This window comes from Chryseobacterium sp. MYb328, from assembly GCF_037572595.1.
In the GTDB taxonomy this organism is placed as follows: Bacteria; Bacteroidota; Bacteroidia; order Flavobacteriales; family Weeksellaceae; genus Chryseobacterium; species Chryseobacterium pennae.
Window position 1 is genome coordinate 414,489 of sequence record NZ_JBBGZQ010000001.1, and the last position, 24,738, is coordinate 439,226.

General features: G+C 35.6%; 20 protein-coding genes. 7 read left to right on the forward strand and 13 right to left on the reverse strand.

Translation table 11 applies throughout. The features are described from left to right. Nucleotides 1-21 precede the first annotated feature (21 nt). The 4 genes from WH267_RS02050 to WH267_RS02065 form a co-directional block, all read right to left on the reverse strand. Nucleotides 22-849, reverse strand: a complete 828-nt coding sequence (locus WH267_RS02050) for a universal stress protein (protein ID WP_340005189.1) — start codon at nucleotides 847-849, stop codon at nucleotides 22-24. A gap of 43 nt (nucleotides 850-892) precedes the next feature. Continuing rightward, nucleotides 893-2,305 (reverse strand): inorganic phosphate transporter, encoded by a 1,413-nt coding sequence (locus WH267_RS02055; RefSeq protein ID WP_340005191.1) that lies wholly within the window; start codon nucleotides 2,303-2,305, stop codon nucleotides 893-895. Between the two features lie 386 nt (nucleotides 2,306-2,691). Beyond that, complete coding sequence (locus WH267_RS02060) at nucleotides 2,692-3,717, reverse strand: LLM class flavin-dependent oxidoreductase (RefSeq protein ID WP_340005193.1); 1,026 nt, start codon at nucleotides 3,715-3,717, stop codon at nucleotides 2,692-2,694. A 380-nt stretch (nucleotides 3,718-4,097) separates the two neighbouring features. Continuing rightward, a complete protein-coding gene (locus tag WH267_RS02065; RefSeq protein WP_340005195.1) occupies nucleotides 4,098-6,236 on the reverse strand; it encodes a S9 family peptidase in 2,139 nt (712 codons plus the stop codon). A 318-nt stretch (nucleotides 6,237-6,554) separates the two neighbouring features. On the opposite strand from WH267_RS02065, the gene WH267_RS02070 reads away from it, so the two are divergent. Beyond that, entirely contained in the window at nucleotides 6,555-7,067 is a 513-nt protein-coding gene (locus WH267_RS02070) for a YceI family protein (protein ID WP_115971695.1), read from the forward strand. Between the two features lie 83 nt (nucleotides 7,068-7,150). Further along, on the forward strand, nucleotides 7,151-7,978 hold the full coding sequence (ygiD, locus tag WH267_RS02075) for a 4,5-DOPA dioxygenase extradiol (protein WP_115971694.1): 828 nt from the start codon (nucleotides 7,151-7,153) through the stop codon (nucleotides 7,976-7,978). Between the two features lie 70 nt (nucleotides 7,979-8,048). Here the strand turns inward: ygiD and WH267_RS02080 are convergent, their stop codons facing one another. The 3 genes from WH267_RS02080 to hutH all read right to left on the reverse strand — a co-directional run bounded on the left by WH267_RS02080 (nucleotide 8,049) and on the right by hutH (nucleotide 11,756). Beyond that, a complete protein-coding gene (locus WH267_RS02080; protein ID WP_340005198.1) occupies nucleotides 8,049-9,530 on the reverse strand; it encodes a S8 family peptidase in 1,482 nt (493 codons plus the stop codon). Nucleotides 9,531-9,742: 212 nt separating this feature from the next. Further along, complete coding sequence (locus WH267_RS02085) at nucleotides 9,743-10,192, reverse strand: GNAT family N-acetyltransferase (protein WP_340005200.1); 450 nt, start codon at nucleotides 10,190-10,192, stop codon at nucleotides 9,743-9,745. 76 nt (nucleotides 10,193-10,268) lie between these two features. Continuing rightward, complete coding sequence (hutH, locus tag WH267_RS02090) at nucleotides 10,269-11,756, reverse strand: histidine ammonia-lyase (RefSeq protein ID WP_340005202.1); 1,488 nt, start codon at nucleotides 11,754-11,756, stop codon at nucleotides 10,269-10,271. Nucleotides 11,757-11,886: 130 nt separating this feature from the next. Here hutH and WH267_RS02095 point away from each other — a divergent pair, with 130 nt between their 5' ends. The 3 genes from WH267_RS02095 (at nucleotide 11,887) to WH267_RS02105 (ending at nucleotide 15,558) form a co-directional block, all read left to right on the forward strand. Next, nucleotides 11,887-12,648 carry a hypothetical protein gene (locus WH267_RS02095; RefSeq protein WP_115971690.1) on the forward strand — a complete coding sequence of 254 codons (762 nt, stop codon included), beginning with the start codon at nucleotides 11,887-11,889 and terminating at the stop codon, nucleotides 12,646-12,648. A gap of 87 nt (nucleotides 12,649-12,735) precedes the next feature. Then, nucleotides 12,736-14,529 (forward strand): excinuclease ABC subunit UvrC, encoded by a 1,794-nt coding sequence (uvrC, locus tag WH267_RS02100; RefSeq protein WP_340005206.1) that lies wholly within the window; start codon nucleotides 12,736-12,738, stop codon nucleotides 14,527-14,529. A gap of 249 nt (nucleotides 14,530-14,778) precedes the next feature. Next, the gene (locus WH267_RS02105; protein ID WP_340005208.1) at nucleotides 14,779-15,558 is read left to right on the forward strand and encodes a T9SS type A sorting domain-containing protein; all 780 of its coding nucleotides are present in this window, start codon (nucleotides 14,779-14,781) and stop codon (nucleotides 15,556-15,558) included. 361 nt (nucleotides 15,559-15,919) lie between these two features. Here WH267_RS02105 and WH267_RS02110 read toward each other — a convergent pair whose 3' ends face one another. Genes WH267_RS02110 through WH267_RS02120 form a run of 3 tightly spaced genes read right to left on the reverse strand, consistent with a single transcriptional unit; the run spans nucleotide 15,920 to nucleotide 18,613 of the window. Then, nucleotides 15,920-16,630: a hypothetical protein gene (locus WH267_RS02110; protein WP_340005210.1), complete on the reverse strand. Its 711-nt coding sequence runs from the start codon at nucleotides 16,628-16,630 to the stop codon at nucleotides 15,920-15,922. 9 nt (nucleotides 16,631-16,639) lie between these two features. Beyond that, nucleotides 16,640-17,722, reverse strand: coding sequence for a putative type IX sorting system protein PorV2 (locus WH267_RS02115; protein ID WP_115971686.1), 1,083 nt, complete (start codon nucleotides 17,720-17,722; stop codon nucleotides 16,640-16,642). Between the two features lie 12 nt (nucleotides 17,723-17,734). Continuing rightward, on the reverse strand, nucleotides 17,735-18,613 hold the full coding sequence (locus tag WH267_RS02120) for a DMT family transporter (protein ID WP_340005214.1): 879 nt from the start codon (nucleotides 18,611-18,613) through the stop codon (nucleotides 17,735-17,737). A gap of 197 nt (nucleotides 18,614-18,810) precedes the next feature. On the opposite strand from WH267_RS02120, the gene WH267_RS02125 reads away from it, so the two are divergent. Further along, the gene (locus WH267_RS02125) at nucleotides 18,811-19,332 is read left to right on the forward strand and encodes a GNAT family N-acetyltransferase (protein WP_340005216.1); all 522 of its coding nucleotides are present in this window, start codon (nucleotides 18,811-18,813) and stop codon (nucleotides 19,330-19,332) included. A gap of 283 nt (nucleotides 19,333-19,615) precedes the next feature. Beyond that, complete coding sequence (locus WH267_RS02130; RefSeq protein WP_340005217.1) at nucleotides 19,616-21,244, forward strand: acyl-CoA carboxylase subunit beta; 1,629 nt, start codon at nucleotides 19,616-19,618, stop codon at nucleotides 21,242-21,244. Between the two features lie 84 nt (nucleotides 21,245-21,328). On the opposite strand, the gene WH267_RS02135 is transcribed toward WH267_RS02130, so the two are convergent. The 3 genes from WH267_RS02135 to WH267_RS02145 are packed head-to-tail and all read right to left on the reverse strand — an operon-like array spanning nucleotide 21,329 to nucleotide 24,266. Then, nucleotides 21,329-22,768 carry an AAA family ATPase gene (locus WH267_RS02135; RefSeq protein ID WP_115971682.1) on the reverse strand — a complete coding sequence of 480 codons (1,440 nt, stop codon included), beginning with the start codon at nucleotides 22,766-22,768 and terminating at the stop codon, nucleotides 21,329-21,331. Nucleotides 22,769-22,825: 57 nt separating this feature from the next. Next, nucleotides 22,826-23,944, reverse strand: a complete 1,119-nt coding sequence (locus WH267_RS02140; protein WP_123321402.1) for a vWA domain-containing protein — start codon at nucleotides 23,942-23,944, stop codon at nucleotides 22,826-22,828. A gap of 40 nt (nucleotides 23,945-23,984) precedes the next feature. Continuing rightward, a complete protein-coding gene (locus WH267_RS02145) occupies nucleotides 23,985-24,266 on the reverse strand; it encodes a hypothetical protein (RefSeq protein ID WP_340005219.1) in 282 nt (93 codons plus the stop codon). Between the last annotated feature and the right edge of the window lie 472 nt (nucleotides 24,267-24,738).

A 24,738-nucleotide genomic window follows, 5' to 3' on the forward strand; every position in this document is an offset into this window, starting at 1 on the left:
AACTAAAACAGGTTTAAAAAGTTACGCATGAAGAATCAATACAGCCTTTACTGATTTATTCAGGATCTCATCTACTGTACTTCCGGAAAACAATCGGTAAATAATATTGTGATTATGCTTTACAAGACATAAGATATCTGTTTTATTGGTTTCTATGAAATCAATAATTCCGCTAGATGGTTTATCATCCTCAACGTAGTGAAAGGTAATATCCACAGAAGAAAGCTGATCTTTTAATTTCTTTTCCCCATTTTCTATGGCTCTTGCAGCTGTATCTTTATCTGAAATATGGAGGACTTCCAGCTTCTTAGGATCGGAAACTTTTAGGATCTGGTTCAATGCTTTTATATCCCTTACGGATAGTTTTGTGGTTTTGTAATCAGCAGCCAGAGTGATAACAGGTGTTTGATGGAGTATACTTTTCGCAGGAACTATTAATGTAGGAATCCGCATTTTACTAATGGCTAAACTGGCATTGCTTCCTATAATTCCTTTAATTCCCGTAGCTCCCGTCATTCCCATTACTAAAAACGATACATCATTATATTCTATGTATTTGGTAATGACATTTCTTAAAAAGCCAACATCACACACAGTTTTAATCTGAATGTCTTTATATTCGTCATTATTACAGAAGGTTTCAGTCCATTCTTTCAAAGCTGATCTTTTTCTGGCATAGTAATCTTCAATAAAAATGGCATTGTATGTACTATTGTTAATACCTTCCGTAGGATGAATGGCATTCAGTACCGTTACTTTCATATTGATAGTTTTAGCAAGAGACAGAGCATATAACAGAGCATTACCTGCGTTATTGGAAAAATCTGAGGCAACTAATATTTGTTTCATTTTTTTTGTTTTTAATAAAGATCATCGAATTAAAAATCTGTCACTAAATAAACAGATGGAAACATATAAATAACAGTAAAGATAATACAATAGAAACCGGTAAGGTAAGTACCCAGGCAAGGCCAATACTTTTTAATGTTCCCGAATTTAGGTTACTTTTACCCCCTGAAGCTACCATGGAACCGGCAATCCCACTTGACAAAACGTGGGTGGTACTTACCGGTAATCCCAGAAATGTACTTATACCGATAGTAGATGCTGCAACAATTTCACTGGATGCACCCTGGGCATAATTCAAATGTTCGTTTCCTATTTTCTCACCAATGGTTACTGCAATTCTCTTCCAACCTATAGTAGTTCCCAGCCCCAGCGATACAGAGATAATAATAATTACCCATAGAGGAGCAAATTCGGTTAGCTTTTTAAGTTCCTTAATCTGGCTGGTAAGTATCGCCCTGTTGGATTCATCAATAACTATAGCCTTATTTTCATTCAGTTTTTTTAAAGAATCAATAAGATTGTCAACCTGCTTTCTGAATTTGTAAGTGGCTGCTTTGTCTCTTTCATTCTTATGTATTAGATTTTCTTTTACATTTTCAATGGTCAGATTCAACGTTTTAAATTCAGCTGTATTTTGAATATTGTGGCTGGCTGTCGCCTGTAATGTATGTTCCGTTGTATTCAGGATAGAAACAATCTTATCGTTAGGAATGTCATGATTAATTGCAAATTGAGCAGGCATAAAAGCAATCAGGATCAGCATAAAAAGACCTACTCCTTTTTGCCCGTCATTACTCCCATGAAAAAAGCTTACTAAAGTACATGTTATTATTAGAATAGCTCTGATAGCCAAAGGAGGTTTATCGTTTTCAGCGGTCGGAATATGAAAGAGCGATTTATAACGTATTACATATTTAAAGAACCACATCAGCAGAACCGCTAAGCAAAATCCTACTATCGGGGATAAAATGAGTGACATCCCGATTTCTTCCGCTTTATGCCAGTTTACTCCTCCTCCATAATACCAGGTAAACCCTAAACCGGCACCAATCAAGGCACCAATCAGAGTATGAGAACTGGAACATGGGATACCTAAATACCAGGTTCCCAGATTCCAAATGATGGAAGCTAGTAAAACAGCAAGTACCAAAGAGGCTCCTACTGAAACCGGCAGCGTTATGAGTGTATCCATAGGAACCAGTTTTAAGATTCCCATAGCAACAGCTATTCCCCCTGTAAAAACGCCAAGAAAATTCCAAAATCCTGACCAAGGAATTGCAATAACCGGCTTAAGAGCTTTGGTATAAATTACAGTTGCCACAGCATTGGCTGTGTCATGAAAACCATTTACAAACTCAAAAGCTACAACAGCTACCAGACACAGGATGAAAATTATAACAAGTCCTGTACTGAGATCCGGATCCACCGAAAAAAATAGAATATTATTTAAAAGCATGGTTTTTTGTTTAAATTTTGGAATGACTGGATTAACAGAACATCCAGAATATTGAGGCATGAAGCAATTGAAAAAGCAGAATAACGAAGATATATTGAACATTCATAGACTTTGGAACATCCAAACAAACTGCTTAGTGAAATGGAAGCAGGTGAAAACTGCTTGTTACCAATATAATACAGGCTTTGGATCATATGGTGGATCAGAGACAGGTCAATCATTAATAGCTATCGCTTTGTTTCATCGCCGTAAAGAAATGAAGTTTAAAAGATTACGGTGTTAATAAATGATTAACTGTTTATTATATTTAAAAGATTTCCTGCAATATAAAACAGAATAAAAAAAGGAGACCTTTTCGGGTCTCCTCAATCATATCAATGTTCTTATTATAATCCCTGTACAGCAGGTTTTACTTCTTTTCCAAATAATTCAATAGACTTCATCATGATATCATGAGCCGGATCACCAATATCCATATGCCCGATAAATCTGGTAATTCCGAAGATCTCTTTCATATAAGCAATTTTATCTGCTACTTCAGCCGGGCTTCCGATGAATAAAGCACCATCTTTACTTCTTCCGCCATCATACTGCATTTTCGTGTAAGGAGCCCACCCTCTGGAAGCCCCTATTCTATCCATCTGAGACTTATAATTGTGGAAATATCCATCTATTACATTCTGATCATCACTTACAAAGGTATGTGAGTGAATTGCAATCTGCATTTTAGACATATCATGTCCTGCTTTCTCATATTCCTGTTTGTAGAATTCAATCAGATTTTTAAACTGAATTGGCATTCCGCCAATAATCGCTACTACTAATGGCATTCCTAATTGAGCAGCACTTAAAACAGATTGTGGTGTTCCTCCTACGGCTCTCCAGATGGAAAGCTTACCGTCATTTTTTGCTCTTGGATACACTGTCTGGTTGTTCATTGGAGCACGAAGTTTTCCAGACCAAGTTACATTTTCCTCAGTGTTGATCTTTAATAATAAGTCGAGTTTCTCATCAAAAAGTTCCTCGTAATCATTCAAGGAATAGCCATACAATGGAAATGACTCAATGAAGCTTCCACGTCCAACAAATATTTCGGCTCTTCCATTTGAAATTAAATCCAATGTTGAAAAATCTTCATACACTTTTACCGGTTCTGAAGAACTTAAAACAGTAACTCCACTCGCCAGTTTTATATTTTTTGTAATGCTTGCCGCTGCCGCCAATACTATTTCCGGTGAAGAAACAGCATAATCAGGACGATGATGCTCTCCCATAGCAAATACATCTATTCCTACCTCATCCATGAATTTCACCTGCTCCAGGATTTCATGAAGCTTGGTTCCTGCATCTCTATATTTTCCAGTTGACTGATCGAAAGCTAAATCTCCGAACATTCCAATTCCTAATTCCATATTGTTGTTTTTAGTTATACAAAAGTACAGCTATAAAATGTGAGATGCATTGATCTTTGATAAGATCGATAATATGCTTTAAACGCTGATAATTTTTTATGATATTAGACAACGCAAGGGCACAAAGTGATTAAAGATTATGCTGTTTTTAAGGCGCAAGAAAATCAAAGGTTTTCAACAAGAACGATGTATTTTTTTTGCCACAGATGCACAAATGAATTTATTCGTGAATTCGTGGCAATTATTTAGCTGTATACAATTTTATCGTAGGTAAAATCCTTGCACCTTATAACAGTATCATAGCAAATATTCTTTGTACCCTTGCGCTTCCAACTAATACACCAACAAAAAAGTCCAGCCGGAATGGCTGGACTTTGATATTATTTTTTCAGATACAAATCAAAGTAATTTGTGATTTTCTGCATTAAGTGAACTCTGTCTTTTCCAATCACATTATGTGGATGTCCCGGATAAGCAAAGTAATCTAACTGAACTCCATTATCCACTGCTGACTTAACGAATTTAATAGAATGCTGCCATACCACTACATCATCCTGTGCACCATGGATCATCAATAGTTTTCCTTTCAGGTTCTGAACTTTATCTAAAAGGTTAGCTTTTGCATATCCTTCCGGGTTTTCCTGTGGTGTATCCATATATCTTTCTCCATACATGATTTCATACATATTCCATTCAATTACCGGTCCACCAGCTACTCCTACTTTGAATACATCCGGTTTACGAAGCATAAAGCTTGTAGTCATAAATCCTCCGAAACTCCATCCGTGAATTCCCATTCTTTCTCCATCTACATAAGGAAGAGATTTCAGGTAGTCTACTCCTTTCATCTGATCATCCATCTCAGTGGTTCCTAGATTTCTGAAAACAGCCTGTTCAAACTTCATTCCACGGTTGGCAGAACCCCTTCCGTCCATGGTGAAAATAATGTATCCGTTCTGAGCCATATATTCATACCAAAGATTTCCGGATGACGGAAAACTGTTTGTAATTAACTGTAAATGTGGCCCGTTATACAGGTACACGATGGTTGGATATTTTTTATTCGGATCAAAATTCGTTGGCAGGATGATCTTTCCATATAAAGGAGTTCCGTCATCTGCTTTCAATTCTACATTTTTAATTTCTGGTCTCTGATAATTCTTTAATGTATTTTCAGAGGTAAGAATATTGGTAGATTTTAAGTTTGATGTATTGATAATGTTTCCTACTCTTGGAGTATTGGCATTGCTGTAAGTGTCATATAAGTAATTCCCATCGCTACTCAAAACTCCGGAGTGCATTCCTTCAGTGGTATCTAATCTTTCCATTTTGAAGTTTGCCCAATTGATCTTATATAAATGTCTTTCTAAAGGAGTCTCTTTTGTAGAGGTAAAGAATATTTCTTTTTTCTTTTCATTAAATCCTAAGATATCGGTTACCAGCCAGTCTCCTTTTGTGATCTGAGCGACCAATCCTTTTTCAAGGTTATAGTGGAATAAATGATTATAACCCGTTCTCTGACTCTGCCAGATGAAATCTGTATTTGAATTCGGGAAGAAGGTAAGCGGATGCTGTGGTTCAACATATTTGCTGTCTGTTTCTTCAAATAAGGTTTTCACCAATGTTCCCGTGACAGCATCATACTGGTTCATCTTCATGTGATTCTGTCCCCTGTTCAATACGGCAACAAAAATATATTTTGAATCAGGACTCCAGGTGACAGCTGTCAGATATTGATCTTTTTCGCCATCCACTTTCAGGAAAGTTGTTTCCTGAGTTTTAATATTGAAAATTCCTAATGTTACCTGGTGGGACGTTTGCCCAGCCATTGGATATTTGATGTTGTGGTTTACCGCTGGTGTTACTGACCAGTCAATAACCGGATAGTCTGCAACCATCGACTGATCCATTTTGTAGAATGCTACACTTTCAGAATTCGGTGCCGGGAAAATTCCTGTATCAATTCCAAATTCATTTCTGTGAACAGCTTGTCCACTGATGATATTTTCATTGGCTTCATTGGTTATTGCTATAGTTTTCCCATTTTTATTCACAAATAAATTATTCTTTGCAGTAAAAGCAAAAGTCTGTCTGTCCCCAAACATTTTTACATTCGCAGCATCAAGATCTATCTTTGCTGAATTCTTTACTTTCCAATCGTTTCCTGATTTTTCAATCCAGAACATTTTACCTCCTGTGTTGAAATATCCATTAGCTGTTCCCGTAAATTTAATAGGAGGAACAGATTTCAGTTTATTATCTGCAAACTGTCTGTTCAACTGTGTAAGAGATATCAGAGTATCCTGTTTATTGGTTTTTAAATCTGTAGTAAGATACCCACCTTTTACAGCCTGTATATACGATTTTCCGTCTGCAGACCATGAAAACTGTGAAATATTTTTCACCGCCAGATTGGTCCGTATTCCATTAACAGCCTCCGCCATCGTAAACTTCTGTGTCTGGGCAAATGCTGAGCTCCCCAAAACAAGCATCAATAAAGAATATGTATGTAATTTCATTGTATAAAATTGAATTCGTCAAAAATAAGAAATAAAAATCATCCGTTAAGAAACGTTAAAATAAAACATTCATAAAATGTAATTAATGAATTGATAAAAATTATTTCTTACCTTAATAGTAGAATTTTGTGAGGTTTATTGGGTAAGCACAAAAGCGCAAGATTTATCTGTGCTAAAATTGTTGAGAACATTAAAATTGAATAGATATAAGAAAGAGTAAATGTAATAAAAATCATTTCTTATCCTATATCAATGACTTGTATATGCTCCCTGTTCTAAATTTGCATCATTAATAATAACAAAAAATACAAAATTACAATGGCAACAAAATGGACCTTAGACCCAACACATAGTGAAATTACTTTCAAAGTAAAACACATGATGATTTCTAACGTAAAAGGAAGCTTCAGAACTTTCACTGCTGAAATTGAATCTGAAGATGAATTCTTCGCAAACGCAAAAACTACAGCTACCATCCAGACTGACTCAGTATTTACGAACAATACTGACAGAGATAATCACTTAAAGTCTGCTGAGTTCTTCAATGCTGAAGCTCACCCGACTATCACTTTTGAATCTCAGAACCTGAACAATGAAGTGGTTGGAAATATTACCATCAACGGAATTACAAAACCGGTAACATTAGATGTAGACTTTGGAGGAATCAATGTTGATCCATGGGGAAATACAAAAGCAGGTTTCTCTTTTGAAGGAAAAATCAGCAGAAAAGATTTCGGATTGAACTGGAATGCAGCTCTTGAAGCAGGAGGGGTAATGGTAAGTGATGATGTAAAAATCGCTGGTGAATTACAGTTTGTAAAACAAGCTTAATTTATAACATACTTTTTAAAGGGTTCAGGGATTTTACTAAAAAAGCCTTGAACCTTTTTATTTTTTATTAATATTCAATACTTATGAACCTCAACGATCTTCAAAATATAAGTGACAGTTTCAACAATACGCAAAGAATGCCGGTTTTATTTCTTGGACACGGCTCACCAATGAATGCTATTGAAGAAAATCAGTTTGTACAGGGATTCAGAAAAACAGCAAGTGAAATTCCAAAGCCTAATGCTATTTTATGTATTTCTGCCCATTGGTATACTCCCGGAACATTTGTGACTGCAATGGAAATGCCTAAAACGATTCATGACTTTTACGGATTCCCAAAAGAATTGTTTGAAGTGCAGTATCCTGCTCCCGGAAGTCCGGAGCTTGCCAGAGAAACTGCTGAACTTTTACTTCCTGCAGAGGTAGAAGAAGATCATAACTGGGGATTGGATCACGGTGCATGGTCTGTTATCAGACATTTATATCCTGACGCAGATATTCCGGTAATTCAATTAAGCATTGATTACACCAAACCTCCGCAATATCACTACGACCTTGCTAAAAGACTGAATAAACTTCGTGAAAAGGGAATTCTGATTATAGGAAGTGGAAATATTGTTCATAATCTACGTATGATCGACTGGAAGAATATCAATACTGTAGGTGCTGGCTGGGACTGGGCCATAGAAGCTCGGGAGAAAACCAATAACTGGCTTCTGGATGGGAACTTCCAGAATATTATTGATTATCAGAAACAGGGAACTTCTTTACAGTATGCAGTGCCTACTCCTGATCATTATCTTCCGCTGGTCTATACTTTAGGATTGAAAAATCAGGCTGAAGAACTGTCTTTATTTAATGATGAACTTATAGGAGGTTCTCTGAGTATGACGAGCCTAAGGATTGGATAACTTAATATTACAATAAAAAAGGAAGCACCTCAGCCGAGATGCTTCCTTTTCTTTGTTACATGATTATTATTTATTGTACTGCCTTTAAAACATTGATGTTTCCATAGCCATAACTTGAATTAACAGTTGGATAATAGGTTGCAGACTGTCTCATTTTATTAAGCACCTGATCTCTTGTCCATGATGGATTTTTAGCCCAAACCAAAGCTGCAATTCCTGCTGTGGCAGCTGTAGCCACGGAAGATCCGCCCACATAATCAGCCTGTCCGTTGTAATAACTTAAAACAGGAACAGTATTTCCCGATGCCCTTTCCATCTGGAAGGTAAAATCAATCTGGCTTCCGGAGTGGCAAACATCACATTTTTGATTGGACGTTCCCTCTTTTACTCCTGTTATAGCCTGTGTCTCTGACATTGAAGCCGGGAAAATAACTCCGACAAAATTCGTAAAGCTCGTAGAAGTTCCTCCTGCACAGAAAATAAGTTTTCCTCTGGCATAAGCATATTTTACTCCATCCTCAATTTTTCCTACTGAAAAAATATGTCCCATTGACATAGAGATGATCTTTACACTGGTATTATTTCCTAATTCTGTAAACGCAGTTTTCACCCCGTTTTGTTCACTGGAGGTTTCCAATACAACATTTTCTGCCGCTCGGTAAGCGATAAGATTAGCATTATAGGCTACTCCTACAGGAAGTCCTGCATTGTTTCTTGGGGCGGTCATTACAGAAGCCATTTTGGTTCCGTGTCCACACTGATCTGATGAACCATCACTATTATATACCCCATACTTACTGATTGTTCTCCCGGATGAAGCACCATTATTAAAACTGGATCCAAGTAAGGACTGATCTGGAGAAACTCCCGTATCAATAAGACCAATGGTAACTCCTGCTCCTGTACTGTAGTTCCAGGCATCAGGGATATTATGCTTGGCAAATGCCCATGGAATTTTTGCACTTGGCGTCGTAGAAGTATAATCTACAGTACTTAAAGTTGCTGTCGAAAAGCCACATCCTGAAGATCCGCTGCCAGAAGATTTTGCATTAGTGTTGTACTTAACTTCGTTTTCAAAATAATGATAGTCTGCAGGCTCTACATATCGGATGGTTTTCATCTGACGAAGAGCTGTTATCGTTTCTTCTTTTTCGATGGTGACATCTATTTGGTTAAGATACTTGTCGGAATTCAAAAGAAATCTTGCAGATCCTATTCCCTCAGATTTTGCAATCATATTTAAAATCTCTTCCTCCATATTTTTGTTATCTGAGGATTTACTTCTGTCAAAATCATCTTTGGATGAACCAAATCCAATAGATACCATTCTGTTACCACGGAAAACAGCACTCCAAAGGAAGTGATCAGATTCATTTCTCCAATTGAAAGTACCTTCATTTTTAATGGCCTGGTTGATCCTTTCATTGATTTGCTTTCCCGTTAATGGAGTTTTCTGAGAGATTTCAATATTGGGATTTTCATTCCGCAATTCTTCCTGTGTACAGGAGTTTAAGGCAAAAAATAATGCCAGGAAAAATACACTTTTTTTCATATGTTATAATTTTGATTGGAATCACAATATAACACTTTCATGAGAATTAAAAGTTTTTAAAAAATGAATTTAGCATTATATGAATATTAATTGCCTTATAATAAATGGGTATATTTTAATTAATACAGGTAAGGAAAGCGATGCAGGTCTTACCATCCCATAAAATCTTAAAATCTTTGATTTGCCATCCTGAATCCAAACTTCAGATTTTCTTATCTCAGCTTTTTTTCATAGCAAACACTGCTATCCACACCAATGTACTGTCCATAATTTGGAATCTGCTGGAATCCGCTTTTTTCATAAACGGAAATAGCATTCATTAAGTCCCGGGAAGTTTCAAGGACAGCCTTTTTATAACCTATTTCTTTAGCCCAGCTTTCAAGTTCTTTCACGATGGTGGAACCTAATCCTCTTTTCCTGAATTCTGGACTTGTAAACATTCTTTTGATCTCAACAGTGTCATCGGAAAGTTCCTTGAAAGCACCGCATGCTGCCGGAACTTCATCAATGTAAACAACAATACAGTTTTTAATCCTATCAATCGTATTAAACTGAGCAAAAAATGCATCATTATCACCATTATGCTCTGCAAGATTGGCATCAAGATATTTTACAAGGGTTTGAAAATCTAAAGAAGTAGAATCTGTTCTGTGTATGATCATGTTTATATTGGTTAAAAATTAAATGATTCTGAAAACAAAAAAGCTCCCATTCGGGAGCCTTTCATTTGTATGTTGATTAGTTGACAACAAACTTTCTTTCTTTGATAAGCTCTGCAATGGCCAGCATATCCTGACCAATCAGTCTGTCATCTTCAAGTTTTGCCACTTTTGAACGAAGAATTGTGTAGTTTTCTTCTATGATCTTAGAACATTTCGATGGCCTTCTGAATTCTAGTCCCTGAGCAGCAAACATTAATTCAACAGACAGAATATTCACCAGATTTCCAAGAACCTGATTGAATTTTCTTCCTGAAATACTTCCCATGGAAACGTGGTCTTCCTGTCCTAAACTTGTAGGAATAGAGTCTGCAGATGCCGGGAAACATAATGTTTTATTCTCTGTTACCAAAGCTGCAGAAGTATATTGAGGAATCATAAATCCTGAATTCAATCCTGAGCTTTCCGTTAATAATCTTGGAAGTCCATATTTACCTTCAAGCAATAAATAACTTCTTCTGTCTGAAATATTTCCTAATTCTGCTACGGCAAGGGTTGCGTAATCTAAAGGTAAAGCCATTAGCTGACCATGGAAGTTACCTCCTGAGATAGATTCCTCAGCACTTAATACAATTGGATTATCTGTCACAGAGTTTAATTCTGTTTCTGCCATGCTTCTAAGATGTTCAAAAGCATTTCTGCTCGCTCCATGAACCTGTGGCACACATCTCATGGAATATGGATCCTGAACTCTTTCGCAGTCTTCGTGAGCTTTCATGTTCTCTGAACCTTTCAGGAACTTAAGCATTCTTGCTGCCACTTTCTTGCTTCCTTCGAACGGTCTGATTTCGTGAAGCTCTTTTTTGAAAGGACTTTCAGAACCTCTGTAGGCTTCAATACTCATTGCAGCCGTCATATCGGCAAGGTCTAACAGATATTCAAACTTCTCAAGTCCCTTGATAGAATGCGCTAAAATAAACTGTGTACCGTTGATTAATCCTAGCCCTTCTTTTGGTCCTAAAACCAATGGATCAAGATTATGTTTTTCCAGCACTTCCATCGTTTCAGAAACTGTATCACCTTCCCAAACCTGTCCAAGCCCTAATAAAGGCAATACCAAATGGGCCAGAGGAGCCAGATCTCCTGACGCTCCAACAGATCCCTGTTCAGGAACTACCGGAATAATGTCTTTTTCAAGCATCAGGATCAATCTCTCGATAACTTCAAGAGAAACTCCTGAAAATCCTTTTGATAATGCATGAACTTTTGCGATGATCATGATTTTTGAAAGCTCTTTTTCAATGGGTTTTCCTACCCCTACTGCATGAGAAATAATCAGGTTATACTGTAACTGTGCTGTTTCATCAGCTGATATTTTAGTATCACACAACGGCCCGAAACCTGTATTGATACCGTATACACATCTATCTGATTCTACTATTTGCTGTACGTTTCTCTGAGATTTTAAAATTTGTTCTTTAGCTGCTTTGTTCAGCTTGGCTTTATTAGGTTTTTTACATATTTCCAGAACATCATGGAAAGTAAAAGCATCTACTCCGTATATCATTTCTAAAAAATTTTCTTAAAATTACGCATTTAACAATAATTGGAGAAACTAAATCTCACTGTTCTATATTTTTATTTAAAGTAGTGAATTAATTTGTTATTTTTACTCACGAAATTAAAAACTATAATACATGAGACTGAAAACTTTACTGTTTGCATTATGCGTTGCAGGAACCACTTCCTTCGCCCAGAAAATAAAATATTCGAAGGAAGACATCAAAAAAATGGAGACTTACCTTTTCAATGAAGGATTTAATGCTCCTTCTCCTAAGAAAACATCCACTATTATTCTCAAAGACGGTAGTTCACACAAAGGATTCTGTAATAAAATTGAAACAAAAAAGGGACAGATTTACGAAGTAGCTATTAAAGACAGTATTACAAAGAAAACAGCCAATTTCAATGCAGACCAGATTGGTGAAATGTATGTGTATCCAAGCAATGCAGAAAAAATAATGAAAGTTTCACGGTATATGGGCAATATCAGAAATTATAGCACAAAGAAACTTACCAAGAGAACCAACAATGACAGGATATATTTTGTCAACCAAACCGTTTCTTTGAAAAATAAAAAAGATGACAAAGAATTCCTGATGCAGGTAATTAATCCTGATTTCGATAATATCATTTCTGTATATCATGATCCGAGAGCCAAAGAAACAGGCGGATTTTCTGTAATGGGAAGCCCTCAACTAGGCGGTGGCGTTATCAAATCTTATTATGTAAAGAAAGGAGATAAAGTAATGTGGCTTCATAAGGATGATTTTGAAGATAATTATGATTTTCTTTTCGGGGATAATAAAGAATTCATGAAACTTTATCCTAAAAATTCGGTTGAATGGGATTATTTCAGCTTTCTGGTAAATGCTTATACTGATATGAGTAACGGATAAATAGTATTCAATATAAAATTTAAAAACCTGTAGTGTATTCTGCAGGTTTTCTTCTTTTTAAACAGAAAGAATCCTTAATTTTGTTACATGAATCCTTCTTTAGAACTACAGCTCAAAACTTTACCCTCCGAACCTGGCGTTTATCGTTATTATGATAAAAACGAACAGCTATTGTATGTAGGAAAAGCTAAAAACTTAAAGAAGAGGGTTCTTTCTTACTTCAATAAAAACCTTTCAGGATATAGGATCAAAATTATGGTCAGTAAGATCCAGCGACTGGAAACCACCATTGTAAACAGTGAATATGATGCTCTTTTACTGGAAAACAATCTGATCAAAGAACATCAGCCGTTTTATAATGTAATGCTGAAGGATGATAAAACCTATCCATGGATCTGTATTAAGAATGAGGATTTTCCCAGAATTTTTCTAACCAGAAATAAGATTAAAGATGGTTCCGAATATTATGGCCCTTATGCTAAGGTACGTCCTGCAAAAATATTACTGGACACAATCAAACATATCTATAAACTCAGAACCTGTAACCTGAATCTTTCTCCTGCTAAAATTGCAGATGGCAAGTATAAAGTCTGCCTGGAGTATCATATTAAAAACTGTGAAGGACCTTGTGAAGACCTTGAAAGCAAGGAAGAATATGATGAAAAGATAGATGCCATCCGCGGAATTGTAAAAGGAGATTTCCGGAAAGCAAAAGAATATCTGGTGAACCAGATGATGAAACTGGCCTCCGACCTTCAGTTTGAAGATGCTCAGATCATTAAAGAAAGACTGGATATTCTGGAAGATTATCAGGCTAAAAACACTGTAGTAAATCCAAACATTGATGATGTGGATGTCTTTGGTATGACCAGTGATGAAACGGCTGCTTATGTTAATTTCTTTAAAATCAGAAACGGAAATATCATTCAGAGTTTTACAACGGAGATCAAAAAGATCCTTGAAGAGTCTGATGAGGATATTATGGAAGAAGCTTTAATCGAAATCCGCCAGAAATTCGGATCTGATTCAAAAGAAGTTCTTCTCCCTTTCCACTTGTCTTTAGAAATTCCTAATGTGAAGCTGATTGTTCCTAAAGTTGGAGATAAAAAAAGAATTGTAGAGCTTTCTGAAAAAAATGCAAAGGAATATCGTCTGGAAAAATTAAAACAGGTTCAGATTATTGATCCGGAAAGGCATACTAACAGAATTATGGCTGAAATGCAGAAACTTCTCAGAATGCCTGTAGAGCCACGCCATATTGAAGGGTTTGATAATTCGAATATCCAGGGAACCAATCCTGTTTCTGCCTGTGTAGTTTTTAAAGATGGTAAACCCAGCAAAGCAGATTATAGAATTTTTCACCCTAAAACTGTAGAAGGGCCCAACGATTTTGCTACAATGGAGGAAGTAATCTACCGCCGGTACAAAAGAATGCTGGATGAAGGTGAAAGTCTTCCGCAACTGATCCTTATTGATGGTGGGAAGGGACAATTATCCTCTGCAGTTAAAAGTCTTAGATTATTGGGATTGTACGGAAAAATTACCATAGTAGGAATTGCTAAAAGGCTTGAAGAGATTTTCTTCCCGGAAGATCCTATTCCATTATATCTTGATAAAAAGTCTGAAACGTTAAAAATCCTGCAAAGAGTCCGAGATGAAGCCCACCGTTTTGGAGTAAAACATCACAGAACAAGAAGAAAAAACTCCACTATAAAATCTGAATTGGAGGAGATTCCGGGAGTTGGTGAAAAAACGATTGAACTTCTGTTATCAAAATTGAAATCTGTTAAAAGAATAAAAGAATCTAATCTGGAAACTTTGGAAGAAATTCTGGGAAAAAGTAAAGCTAGGGTCATCTGGGAATTTTTCAATTCAATTTAGTATTTTCCAAACATCAATCACTTATTACTAAAAATCAACACATTAATTGGCTCATTTTTGTTCTAAACAAGCAAAAAGATTAGAAAATAAAATCCAAGATAAATTAGAATATTAAAAAAAACTGTTAACAAAATTAGATTTTTTTAACAAATAGTTCGTGTAAAATGATAAATGCAATTCAATAAATTCACATATTAGTGATTTAATATCTTTTTTCTTACATTTGGTATTAATTAAAAAATCACAATTATGAAAACACACTTATTTTCTGCAATTCTATTTGCATACCTTTTATCGGGCTTCAGTTTTGTCAATGGACAAACATATTGCAATCCAACTTATACTAGTGGATGTGGAGACTGGAAAGTAACTAAAGTAACAATCCCACAAGCTAATTTCAATGACTCGTCTTTTACAGGAGATTGTAATACTTTAAGAAATAAGACTTCTACTATTATTAACATGAATCCAAACACTACTTACGGTATAAATGTTAGTACGACGGGTTGGGTTTCTTGTGGAATGGCAATAGACTTCAATCAAAATGGCAATTTTGATGACGCTGGCGAAGTATTATTTTTGCCAGACTATATTGCAATACCACAGCCTACTTATAGTGATACCTTTTCAATTCCATCATTAAGCCCAGGAAATTACAGAATGAGAATATGGAATCGTTTAGCCAATTCCGGAGATGGAAACCCTGCTCAATCACCTTGTGGTACTTATGGTTTTGGAAATTGGGTCGATTACACTGTAACTATTACACAGACTCTTTCTACAAAGGAAATATCTTTATCAGAAACCAAAATCTACCCTAATCCGGTTTCCGATATCCTGACTATTGAAGACACTCAGACTATACAATCAGTTGAAATTTATGATTTCAATGGGAAACTTATAAAAAATGATTTTTTATTGAATAAAAAAAATGTCTCCATTAAACTTTCAAATCTAATTCCAGGTACTTACACAGCTAAAATAAAGAACACCAAAGGATCGCAGGTTTTTAAATTCATAAAAAAATAAAAATATCCAATTTCTAATAAGGGAAGACCGTTTCACTAGTTGAAATGGTCTTTTTAGATTATTAGTAGTATTGATTAAGATGGTTTACTATATGTTGAATATTATTATCTCAAAATAAGACAACATAACACTAAAGCACCATAAACACAGGAAATAATAAAGTCGTAAACATAAATTAATAAAATATTTCCTATAAATTAACATTATTTATAATATTTTTCATAAATTAGTACAAGTTAACAAAAACTATACATAAGAATTTACTTACTAGCTCATTTAAAGAAAACACATCATCATATATGAACATAAAAGAGGCTGTCTCAAAAGAGATAGCCTTTTTTAAATAAATGTATTATATTATTTATTTTCTCCTGAAAACTTCTTTAGTATATCTTCCGTCAGCCTTAGGTATATCAATTACAATATCTCCATTTTCAAAATATCCAATTGTTACTGTAGTCGTATTATCAGAAAGCTTTACGATAAATACATCTTTTTTTGATGTAGTTTTAAAAATAGCAAATGGTAAAGCGCTGCCTGATTTAGCCAGAATAAACTGATTGTCATCAATCTGTATCTTCTGTACTTCTACTTTCCCATTAGAATAATTATCCGCAGCTGAAGCAACTGAAGGGGTTGATTCTTGAGCTGCAATCTGAACAGGATTAGATGGGCCAACGCTTATTAAAGCCTGCTTTAGAGCATCTGCCAATCCCTCTTGAAACTCTTTTATATCTGAACTTCCTTTGGACTCAAAAAGGACCTTATTGTTGCAATCTTTAAACTCAATCTTTAATTTATTTGTAAAAAAACTTTTAATAGCCTGCACGTCTGCATTCAGTACATTACAGGAATTGTCCTTAGCTTCCCATGGCCATTGCTCTTTACTGGTAGATAAAATTGTATACTTTTTACTTTTTAATGCTTTTGCTAAAGCAGCTTCCAAACCATAACTATCTCCTTTGAAACTTGTAAATTTGTCAGGAATAGATACATATTTATAATCTGAAACATTCTGTCCAAAAACAGCCGTTGAGCAAATTGCCAACATCAATATCGATAATTTTTTCATACCTTCATTTTAATCATTTCTGAATGCTCCCATATCCAGTTTAAGCGAGAAGAAATTGGAATAGAAATTAGATCCGCCAATACCTGAATTTGTAATCGCATAATCCAGGGTTAGTCCTCTATATTTGATCCCGATCCCCGCACTTGGCTGGAAAGAAACTTTTCTTTTTAAATCTTCTATATCTGTAATAGATTGGAACCTATTGATCCCCAATCTCACAAAAATCATTTTCTGATAGCCTAATTCAGCTCCGGCATAAGGGCTGATACTTGCAAAATCACTTGAAATAAGAGAAGCCGTCTTAGCAAAATCCACATTAAGCCCAGCTTCCGGCAATACATAAAGACTGCTGTTGATTTCAAATAATTTACTTGCTCCTACATTAAGTTTAGGCATCGTAAGTTCCATCTTATCTTTAGGTGCAGGGTTGAATTCCTCTCCATTCACAACGGTTGATAATTCTTTCTGGTTAATACTCCAAAAGTTAACCGTAGTTGTGATATCTCTTACCATTCCTCCAAACTTCCAGCCGTTTTCACCTTTATAAATTGCTCCCACGTCAAACCCAAAACCATATCCACTGGCAAATTTCCCTACATTTCTATAGACAATTTTAGCATTCACCCCTACATCAAGATTTGGATTTCCTCCAGGGTGGAATGCATATGAAAGTATCGCTGCATAATCAGACTGGGAGAATTTTGTGATTTTATCATAATCAATATTCCCTTCCGCATCAATCATCTGGGTTGTATTCAAAATATTATCTACCCCAAGCCTCACTACTGAAACTCCAAAAACGCCTTCTTCCATGACCCTTGCGTAAGCTAAATAATCGTATTTGGCTATAGACTCAAAGTATTCGGCGTGCATTGCAGCTCCCTGCCAGTCTTTATCTATAGACATCAAACCTGCCGGGTTCCACATAGGTGAATACACATCATCCTGGTTGGATATTACAGCTCCCCCCATTGCCAGTCCTCGGGCACCCGCTCCGATATTTAAGAATTCATTGGAATACTTCCTGATAATCTGAGATTGAGACAGCCCATAGAGCAGTGAAAATGCAAGTAAAAAATATTTTTTCATCATTTAATATTGATGCTAGTTAAAGTTTTTAGTTTTTCTGGACTTTATTAATCCATTTGCAATGATTGCCAGTATCATAACTCCTGAGGCAATATAAAATATCGGGCTCATATGTTCTGATTCCCCAAAGATAAAAAAAGCTAGTATAATTCCGTAAACCGGTTCTAAATTAACTGTTAAAATTAGACTAAAAGGTGAAATGTATTTCATTAAATTCACTGATTCCAGCATCGGAAATGCAGTAAAAACACTGGCCAACAAACATATTAACGCCATATCACGATAGTTTATTTCATTCATTTGAAAAATTTGCCCTGAAAACAAATAAAATAACATTAAAATAAACCAACCACAGAATATTTCATAAAATATAATATTCCCGGAACTTGTTTTCCCAAACATTTTGCCATTAAAAACAGAAAATATTGTCCCAAAAATAGCGCAGAAAACACCATAGATAATCCCTTCCTTATATTGGAATTCTGTTTTAAAGATCAATAGAATGCAAGACACAATAACCACTCCCATCACCACTTCTGAAATATCAATCTTCCTTTTAAAAATAACAGGCTCCAAAATAGAAGCAAAAAGCGTAGATAATGAAAGACAGCTTAAAGCAATAGAAACATTGGAAACCTTGATGGAATAAAAGAAACAATACCAATGGAGCGCCATAGCAAACCCAATCGCCGCCAGTTGAAAGAATATTTTTTTGGAGACCTTAATACTCTCTTTTTTATATATCCTGATGAATACGAAAAGAAAGACAGCAGCAAACAACATTCTGTAAAATACAAGGATCTGAGCATTGGCATGAATTAGTTTTCCTAAAATTGCAGTGAAGCCCCATAAAAATACGATTAAGTGCAATCTGAAAAGCGCTAATTTATGCATGTCCTATCTTCTTTAAAATTTTAACAGGCAAATTTACAAATAGGCTTTTATAAATCTCATAAAAAATATAAATTTAAAGTAATAAAAAAATGATAAATAAAGTTTTTAATAGTTTTTCTGCCTAATACATGATGTATTCTATTAACTTTCCAGAAAAACAGATGAAAAAACAATACAGTTTCTTTTAATCTTACAATATGATATTAAATCCAGATATTAAAATCAAAACAAAGCATTTAACATTACAGCCTGTTGATGACTCATATATTGATGACATTTCAGAACATTTTACCACAGGGGTGACCAGATATATGCCCTTCAATCCGCAAGGTGACAGAGGAGAAATAATCAACTTTGTGGATGAATCAAAAAGAACCTTATTACAAAATACAGACCTGGTAATGGTTGCTCTGGATTCAAATGGAGATTTTACCGGATGTTGTGGTATCCATAATATTACAGAGGAATCCATTGAGCTGGGATTATGGTTAAAAAAGAGTTCTCAGGGAAAAGGACTGGGAACCGAAATCATCATAAGCCTCATTGAATTTCTTGAACAGAATTTTACGTTTAAATATATTTTGTATCCTGTAGATGAAGAAAATACAGCCAGCAGAAAAATTCCGGAAAAACTGGGATTTATTCCGGCTAAAAAATACAGGAAATATAAAAATCCCTCTACCGACCTTAGTATTGTAGAATATAGAAAATATTATTAGTAATTATTGATCTGTAATAAAAAAACCCTGAAAATTTGTTAAACTTTCAGGGCCTTCAAATAATAAACTATTAAAAAAATAAACTAGGAACTGAGTATTTTTCAGAGGTTATCACCCTCTGTTACTCTTATGTAAAGTTAGAAAAAATATAAATTATTTAAAAATATTTTTCTGTTAAAAATTTCACAATTTACTAATAACCAAAGTATTAAACATGTGTTTTACTTCCTGTTCGTATTCCTCATAAAAATAGTATCTTTAAGCGTAAAAAATTGAAAATTCTATGGACATCGAATTCAACAAACGAGAAGATCAGAACAGATTAAAATTATCAGAGATAAATCGCTTGCTTGCCGAGATCAAAAAAGGAGGCGGTGTAAAGAGGCTTCAGAAGCTTCGTGAGGAAGGAAAAATGACCGCAAGAGAAAGAGTAGACTATCTTCTTGATAAAGATTCTGATTCCATAGAAATTGGGGCATTTGCAGGCTATGAAATGTATGAAGAGCATGGCGGCTGTCCTAGTGGAGGTGTTGTAATCGTTATGGGTTATGTTTCCGGAAGACAATGTATAGTAGTAGCCAATGATGCCTCTGTAAAAGCAGGTGCCTGGTTTCCTATCACAGGAAAGAAAAACCTGAGAGCTCAGGAAATTGCCATGGAAAATAAACTTCCGATCATCTATCTGGTAGACTCTGCAGGAGTTTATCTTCCGATGCAGGACGAAATTTTTCCTGATAAAGAACATTTTGGAAGAATTTTCAGAAATAATGCTAAAATGAGCGCTATGGGAATCATCCAGATTTCGGCGGTAATGGGCAGTTGTGTAGCAGGAGGAGCTTATTTGCCTATTATGAGTGATGAAGCCATGATTGTGGATAAAACAGGTTCTATTTTCCTTGCAGGAAGCTATCTTGTAAAAGCTGCTATTGGAGAAAGCATTGATAATGAAACATTGGGCGGAGCTACTACCCACTGCTCTATTTCGGGAGTTACCGATTATAAAGCTAAAGATGATAAAGATGCTCTGGACAGAATCAAAAATATCATGAAATCTATCGGAAGTACTGAAAAAGCAGGCTTCGACAGAATAGAAAGTTTTCCGCCAAAGGAAAACCCTGATAATATCTTCGGAATTATGCCGGTTTCCAGAGCAGAGCAGTATGATACGTATGAAATTATCAAATGTATTGTAGATAATTCTGAATATGAAGAATATAAACCAGATTATGGCAAAAGTATCATTTGTGCTACTGCAAGAGTAGATGGCTGGTCTGTAGGAATTGTAGCCAATCAGAGAAAACTGGTAAAGAGTGGTAAAGGAGAAATGCAGTTTGGAGGAGTAATCTATTCTGATTCTGCAGATAAAGCAACCCGGTTTATTGCTAACTGTAATCAAAGAAAGATTCCTTTAATCTTCTTACAGGATGTTACCGGTTTCATGGTGGGTTCCAAGTCGGAACATGGCGGAATTATCAAAGATGGAGCAAAAATGGTGAATGCTGTTGCCAATTCTGTAGTTCCTAAGTTCACGATCATTACTGGAAATTCTTACGGAGCAGGAAACTATGCAATGTGTGGAAAAGCATATGATCCCAGACTGATTGTAGCATGGCCCTGGGCTGATCTGGCAGTAATGGGTGGAGCACAAGCTGCTAAAGTACTGGCCCAGATTCAGGAATCTACCCTAAAAAAACAAGGGAAAGAAATTTCTGAAGAAGAACATAATAATATATTGGATACCATTTCAAAAAAATATCAGAAACAAACTGAATCTACCTATGCAGCAGCCAGATTATGGACTGATGCTATTATCAACCCAACAGACACCAGAAAATGGATTTCTATGGGAATAGAAGCAGCTAATCACTCACCTATTACAGAAAAATTTAATCTGGGAGTTATTCAGGTTTGATAATGAATTTGATTAAAAATATAAAAAGATGTGGAAGTAATTTCCACATCTTTTTGTTTGTATGCTCTTTAGGTTTTAGAAATATTAAGAAAAGAAAACTCCCGTTCTGAATCTTTCTCTATTCAGCCTTTTGTTTACTGCCAATCCCCAAAGAATAAACTCTTTTAAGAATAAAACATCTTCCGGCTGAGTATCTGGCTGATATTTTTCAATAATCTGATCAAGAGGATAAATTCTGTTAAGAGATTTTGCATAGGCTTCATCCGAAGATTCATCTGTAATTTCCAAAAATCCATCGTCCTCCAAAAACCACTCTGTAATCTGGCTAAACGGCCCATCAATATTCTTTTTCTCTAGTTTCTCCACTTTCGGGAAATAGGAGGTGAATAAAGTTCTGATTGCATTATCAATTAATAACTGAGCCACCGCTTCCGATCCTTCCTGCTCACCTTCATAAACCAATTCCACTTTTCCAGTAATCGCAGGAATTATTCCCACAAAATCACTCAATCTTACCGAAGTTGCTTCGTCATCTGTCAGTAAAGACCTGCGTTCCGCTGTACTCAGTAAATTCTCGAAAGCTGTAATACTCATACGGGCACTTACTCCACTTTTTGAATCTACATATTCGCTCTCGCGAGCTTCAAAACCAATCTGCTCCAAAAGATCCTTCGCTAAAGAAGGAACATATACTCCATTTTTCTGACGACTGTCTAAACTGGATTCATAATTGGTAATTTCTCTTGCAATATTGATATTTTCAGGATAATGTGTCAAAATCTGCGATCCTATACGATCTTTCAGTGGAGTAACAATACTTCCTCTGTTGGTATAATCTTCAGGATTCGCGGTGAAAACAAATTGTATATCCAAAGGCATTCTCACCTTAAATCCACGAATCTGCACATCACCTTCCTGCAAAATATTAAACAGAGAAACCTGAATTCTCGCCTGAAGATCCGGCAATTCATTAATTACAAAAATACAACGGTTTGCGCGTGGGATCATCCCAAAGTGAATCACACGGTCATCTGCATAAGAAAGTTTAAGATTGGCAGCTTTAATAGGATCCACATCTCCGATCAGATCGGCAACAGTCACATCCGGAGTAGCCAGTTTTTCGAAAAATCTTTCATCACGGTGAAGCCATTCTATTGGAGTATTGTCCCCTTCCTTTTCAATTAATTCTTTAGCGTAACGGGAAATCGGATTCATTGGATCATCATTAATCTCACTTCCTTCAATAAAAGGAATCCATTCATCCAGTAAAGAGGTCATCATTCTTGCCAGCCTGGTTTTCGCCTGCCCCCTCAATCCTAATAAATTAATATTATGCCGGCTTAGAATAGCATGTTCCAATTGAGGAATAACTGTATTTTCATATCCGAAAATTCCCTCAAATACAGATTCTTTATTACGAATTTTAGTTTTTAAATTATCTCTTAATTCGTCTTTTATATTTTTTGATATATATCCTGATGCTCTTAATGAACCCAGTGTTTTTATGTTTGGCTTTTCAGTCATTTTATTTAAAATCTGATTTATAAACTTTGAAATATATTTTTAATGAATAATTATTTTCTAGCGGATTCTTTTCTTACGATTCGTCTCATAATCCTCGAAAATCATATGTCCTAATCCATTGAGTCCTGTATAAAAGGCCTTCCCTTGATTGGCTTCTGTAAATTCACTCACGAAACGCTGTAAATAAGGATCCTGCGCAATCATAAAAGTAGTAATGGGAATATGGAGCCTTCTTGCCTGAGATGCCATATTATAACATTTCTGAACAACATATTCATCCAAACCATAAGAATTCATGTAATAAGTACCATCCGCCTGACGAATACAACTTGGTTTTCCGTCGGTAATCATGAAAATCTGTTTGTTGGTATTTCTTTTTCTACGCAAGATATCCATTGCCAATTGAAGCCCTGCCACTGTATTTGTATGATAAGGGCCAACCTGCAGATAAGGCAGATCCTGAATTTTAACAGGCCATGCATCGTCTCCAAAAACAATGATATCGAGAGTATCTTTCGGATAACGTGTGGTAATAAGTTCGGCAAGTGCCATTGCCACTTTTTTAGCTGGAGTGATACGGTCTTCTCCATACAATATCATACTGTGGCTGATGTCAATCATCAAAACGGTGCTCATCTGTGATTGATGAATACTGTCATCTACAATTAAATCATTTTCAGTAAGATGAAAATCTCCGATTCCGTTATTGATTTGAGCATTCTTAAGACTTTCCGTAATAGAAATTTTCTCTACCGGATCACCAAAATTATAATTACGAAATTCTCCCGTTGTATCTTCTCCCGTTCCGCTCTTATTGGTTTTATGATTGCCGTTACTACTTTTACCAATGTTTCCAAATATTTGATTAAGTGCTTGTTTACGGATATTCTGTTCCATTTTCGCACTCAGGCGAATTCCATTTCCACCATTAGGATCAACTTCATCACGGATATATCCTTTCTTTTTAAGATCCTCAATAAAATTGTCAATAGTGTATTCCGGAGTAGTAAGCTGATATTCTTCATCCAGCATTCGAAGCCAGTCAATGGCTTCATCAAAATCTCCTGAAGTGTGGGTTAGTAAATCTGTAAAAATTTCCAGTAACCTATCAAATACAGACAGTTCCGGTGCTTTGTAGGTTTCAAATCTGAACCCTCTCACAATATGCTCTTTCATATAATAAAGTTACAACATAAATAAAAAGGCTTTAAGAGATTTAGTCTATTGCAATTTTTGTGAATAGAAATAATCTTGACTTAATTTCAAATATATTCCAGGAGCTTAATCCTGCTATCCACTCATACTCCTCGCGCCTTTCTATCCCAACGCTTAAGCCCTGCTCTCCCACTCCTGCTGTGGGGTAACCGTTACTATCAGGGCTAGGAAGAGCAATAGATAATAAATATATGCCTGTGAAGCTGATTGTAAGATTATTTATTGGTAATGGGTAGTAATCATTAATATTTGTATGATGCTTTAGATTCTCAGTACTACTCACTATTTGCTATTCTGTAGGAATCCAGTCAACATTATTCATCTTATTATTCTATTCAATTTTACCATTAAAAATAAGAAGCTATTTTTCTCCTTTCAACCGTTGGGATCTTTCAGGCTGACAAAATATGGTAATACAGACGAGTCCAATGATATCAGAAATATAACTTGATAAAATAAAGACAATGTAAAGAGAAAATAAGCATCAGGGATTCTACAGGCTCAGCATTCAATAGAAACGGGCTTTAGACAAAACATAGATACTAGATAATATTCAATACTTATTGCTTATCACCCATTGTATTGGAGTATTGGAGTATTGGAGTATTGGGGTATTGGGATCTCTGAGTATTTTGATTCTTGAGTATAGAGCAAAAAAAAATCCTTTATCTTTCGATAAAGGATTTTTAAAAATAAAATAAAAACTGGCGGCGGCCTACTCTCCCGCGTTAGCAGTACCATCGGCGCTGGTGGGC

Coding starts and splice junctions, on each gene's coding strand:
- WH267_RS02065 (WP_340005195.1), bottom strand. CDS start 6,236: ATGAAATTACATACATATTCTTTATTGATGCTTGTTTTGGGGAGCTCA.
- WH267_RS02135 (WP_115971682.1), bottom strand. CDS start 22,768: ATGACTGAAAAGCCAAACATAAAAACACTGGGTTCATTAAGAGCATCA.
- WH267_RS02120 (WP_340005214.1), bottom strand. CDS start 18,613: ATGCATAAATTAGCGCTTTTCAGATTGCACTTAATCGTATTTTTATGG.
- WH267_RS02115 (WP_115971686.1), bottom strand. CDS start 17,722: ATGATGAAAAAATATTTTTTACTTGCATTTTCACTGCTCTATGGGCTG.
- WH267_RS02125 (WP_340005216.1), top strand. CDS start 18,811: ATGATATTAAATCCAGATATTAAAATCAAAACAAAGCATTTAACATTA.
- WH267_RS02060 (WP_340005193.1), bottom strand. CDS start 3,717: ATGGAATTAGGAATTGGAATGTTCGGAGATTTAGCTTTCGATCAGTCA.
- WH267_RS02095 (WP_115971690.1), top strand. CDS start 11,887: ATGAGACTGAAAACTTTACTGTTTGCATTATGCGTTGCAGGAACCACT.
- WH267_RS02085 (WP_340005200.1), bottom strand. CDS start 10,192: ATGATCATACACAGAACAGATTCTACTTCTTTAGATTTTCAAACCCTT.
- WH267_RS02105 (WP_340005208.1), top strand. CDS start 14,779: ATGAAAACACACTTATTTTCTGCAATTCTATTTGCATACCTTTTATCG.
- WH267_RS02055 (WP_340005191.1), bottom strand. CDS start 2,305: ATGCTTTTAAATAATATTCTATTTTTTTCGGTGGATCCGGATCTCAGT.
- WH267_RS02080 (WP_340005198.1), bottom strand. CDS start 9,530: ATGAAAAAAAGTGTATTTTTCCTGGCATTATTTTTTGCCTTAAACTCC.
- WH267_RS02140 (WP_123321402.1), bottom strand. CDS start 23,944: ATGAAAGAGCATATTGTGAGAGGGTTCAGATTTGAAACCTACAAAGCA.
- uvrC (WP_340005206.1), top strand. CDS start 12,736: ATGAATCCTTCTTTAGAACTACAGCTCAAAACTTTACCCTCCGAACCT.
- WH267_RS02070 (WP_115971695.1), top strand. CDS start 6,555: ATGGCAACAAAATGGACCTTAGACCCAACACATAGTGAAATTACTTTC.
- WH267_RS02110 (WP_340005210.1), bottom strand. CDS start 16,630: ATGAAAAAATTATCGATATTGATGTTGGCAATTTGCTCAACGGCTGTT.
- hutH (WP_340005202.1), bottom strand. CDS start 11,756: ATGATATACGGAGTAGATGCTTTTACTTTCCATGATGTTCTGGAAATA.
- WH267_RS02050 (WP_340005189.1), bottom strand. CDS start 849: ATGAAACAAATATTAGTTGCCTCAGATTTTTCCAATAACGCAGGTAAT.
- WH267_RS02130 (WP_340005217.1), top strand. CDS start 19,616: ATGGACATCGAATTCAACAAACGAGAAGATCAGAACAGATTAAAATTA.
- ygiD (WP_115971694.1), top strand. CDS start 7,151: ATGAACCTCAACGATCTTCAAAATATAAGTGACAGTTTCAACAATACG.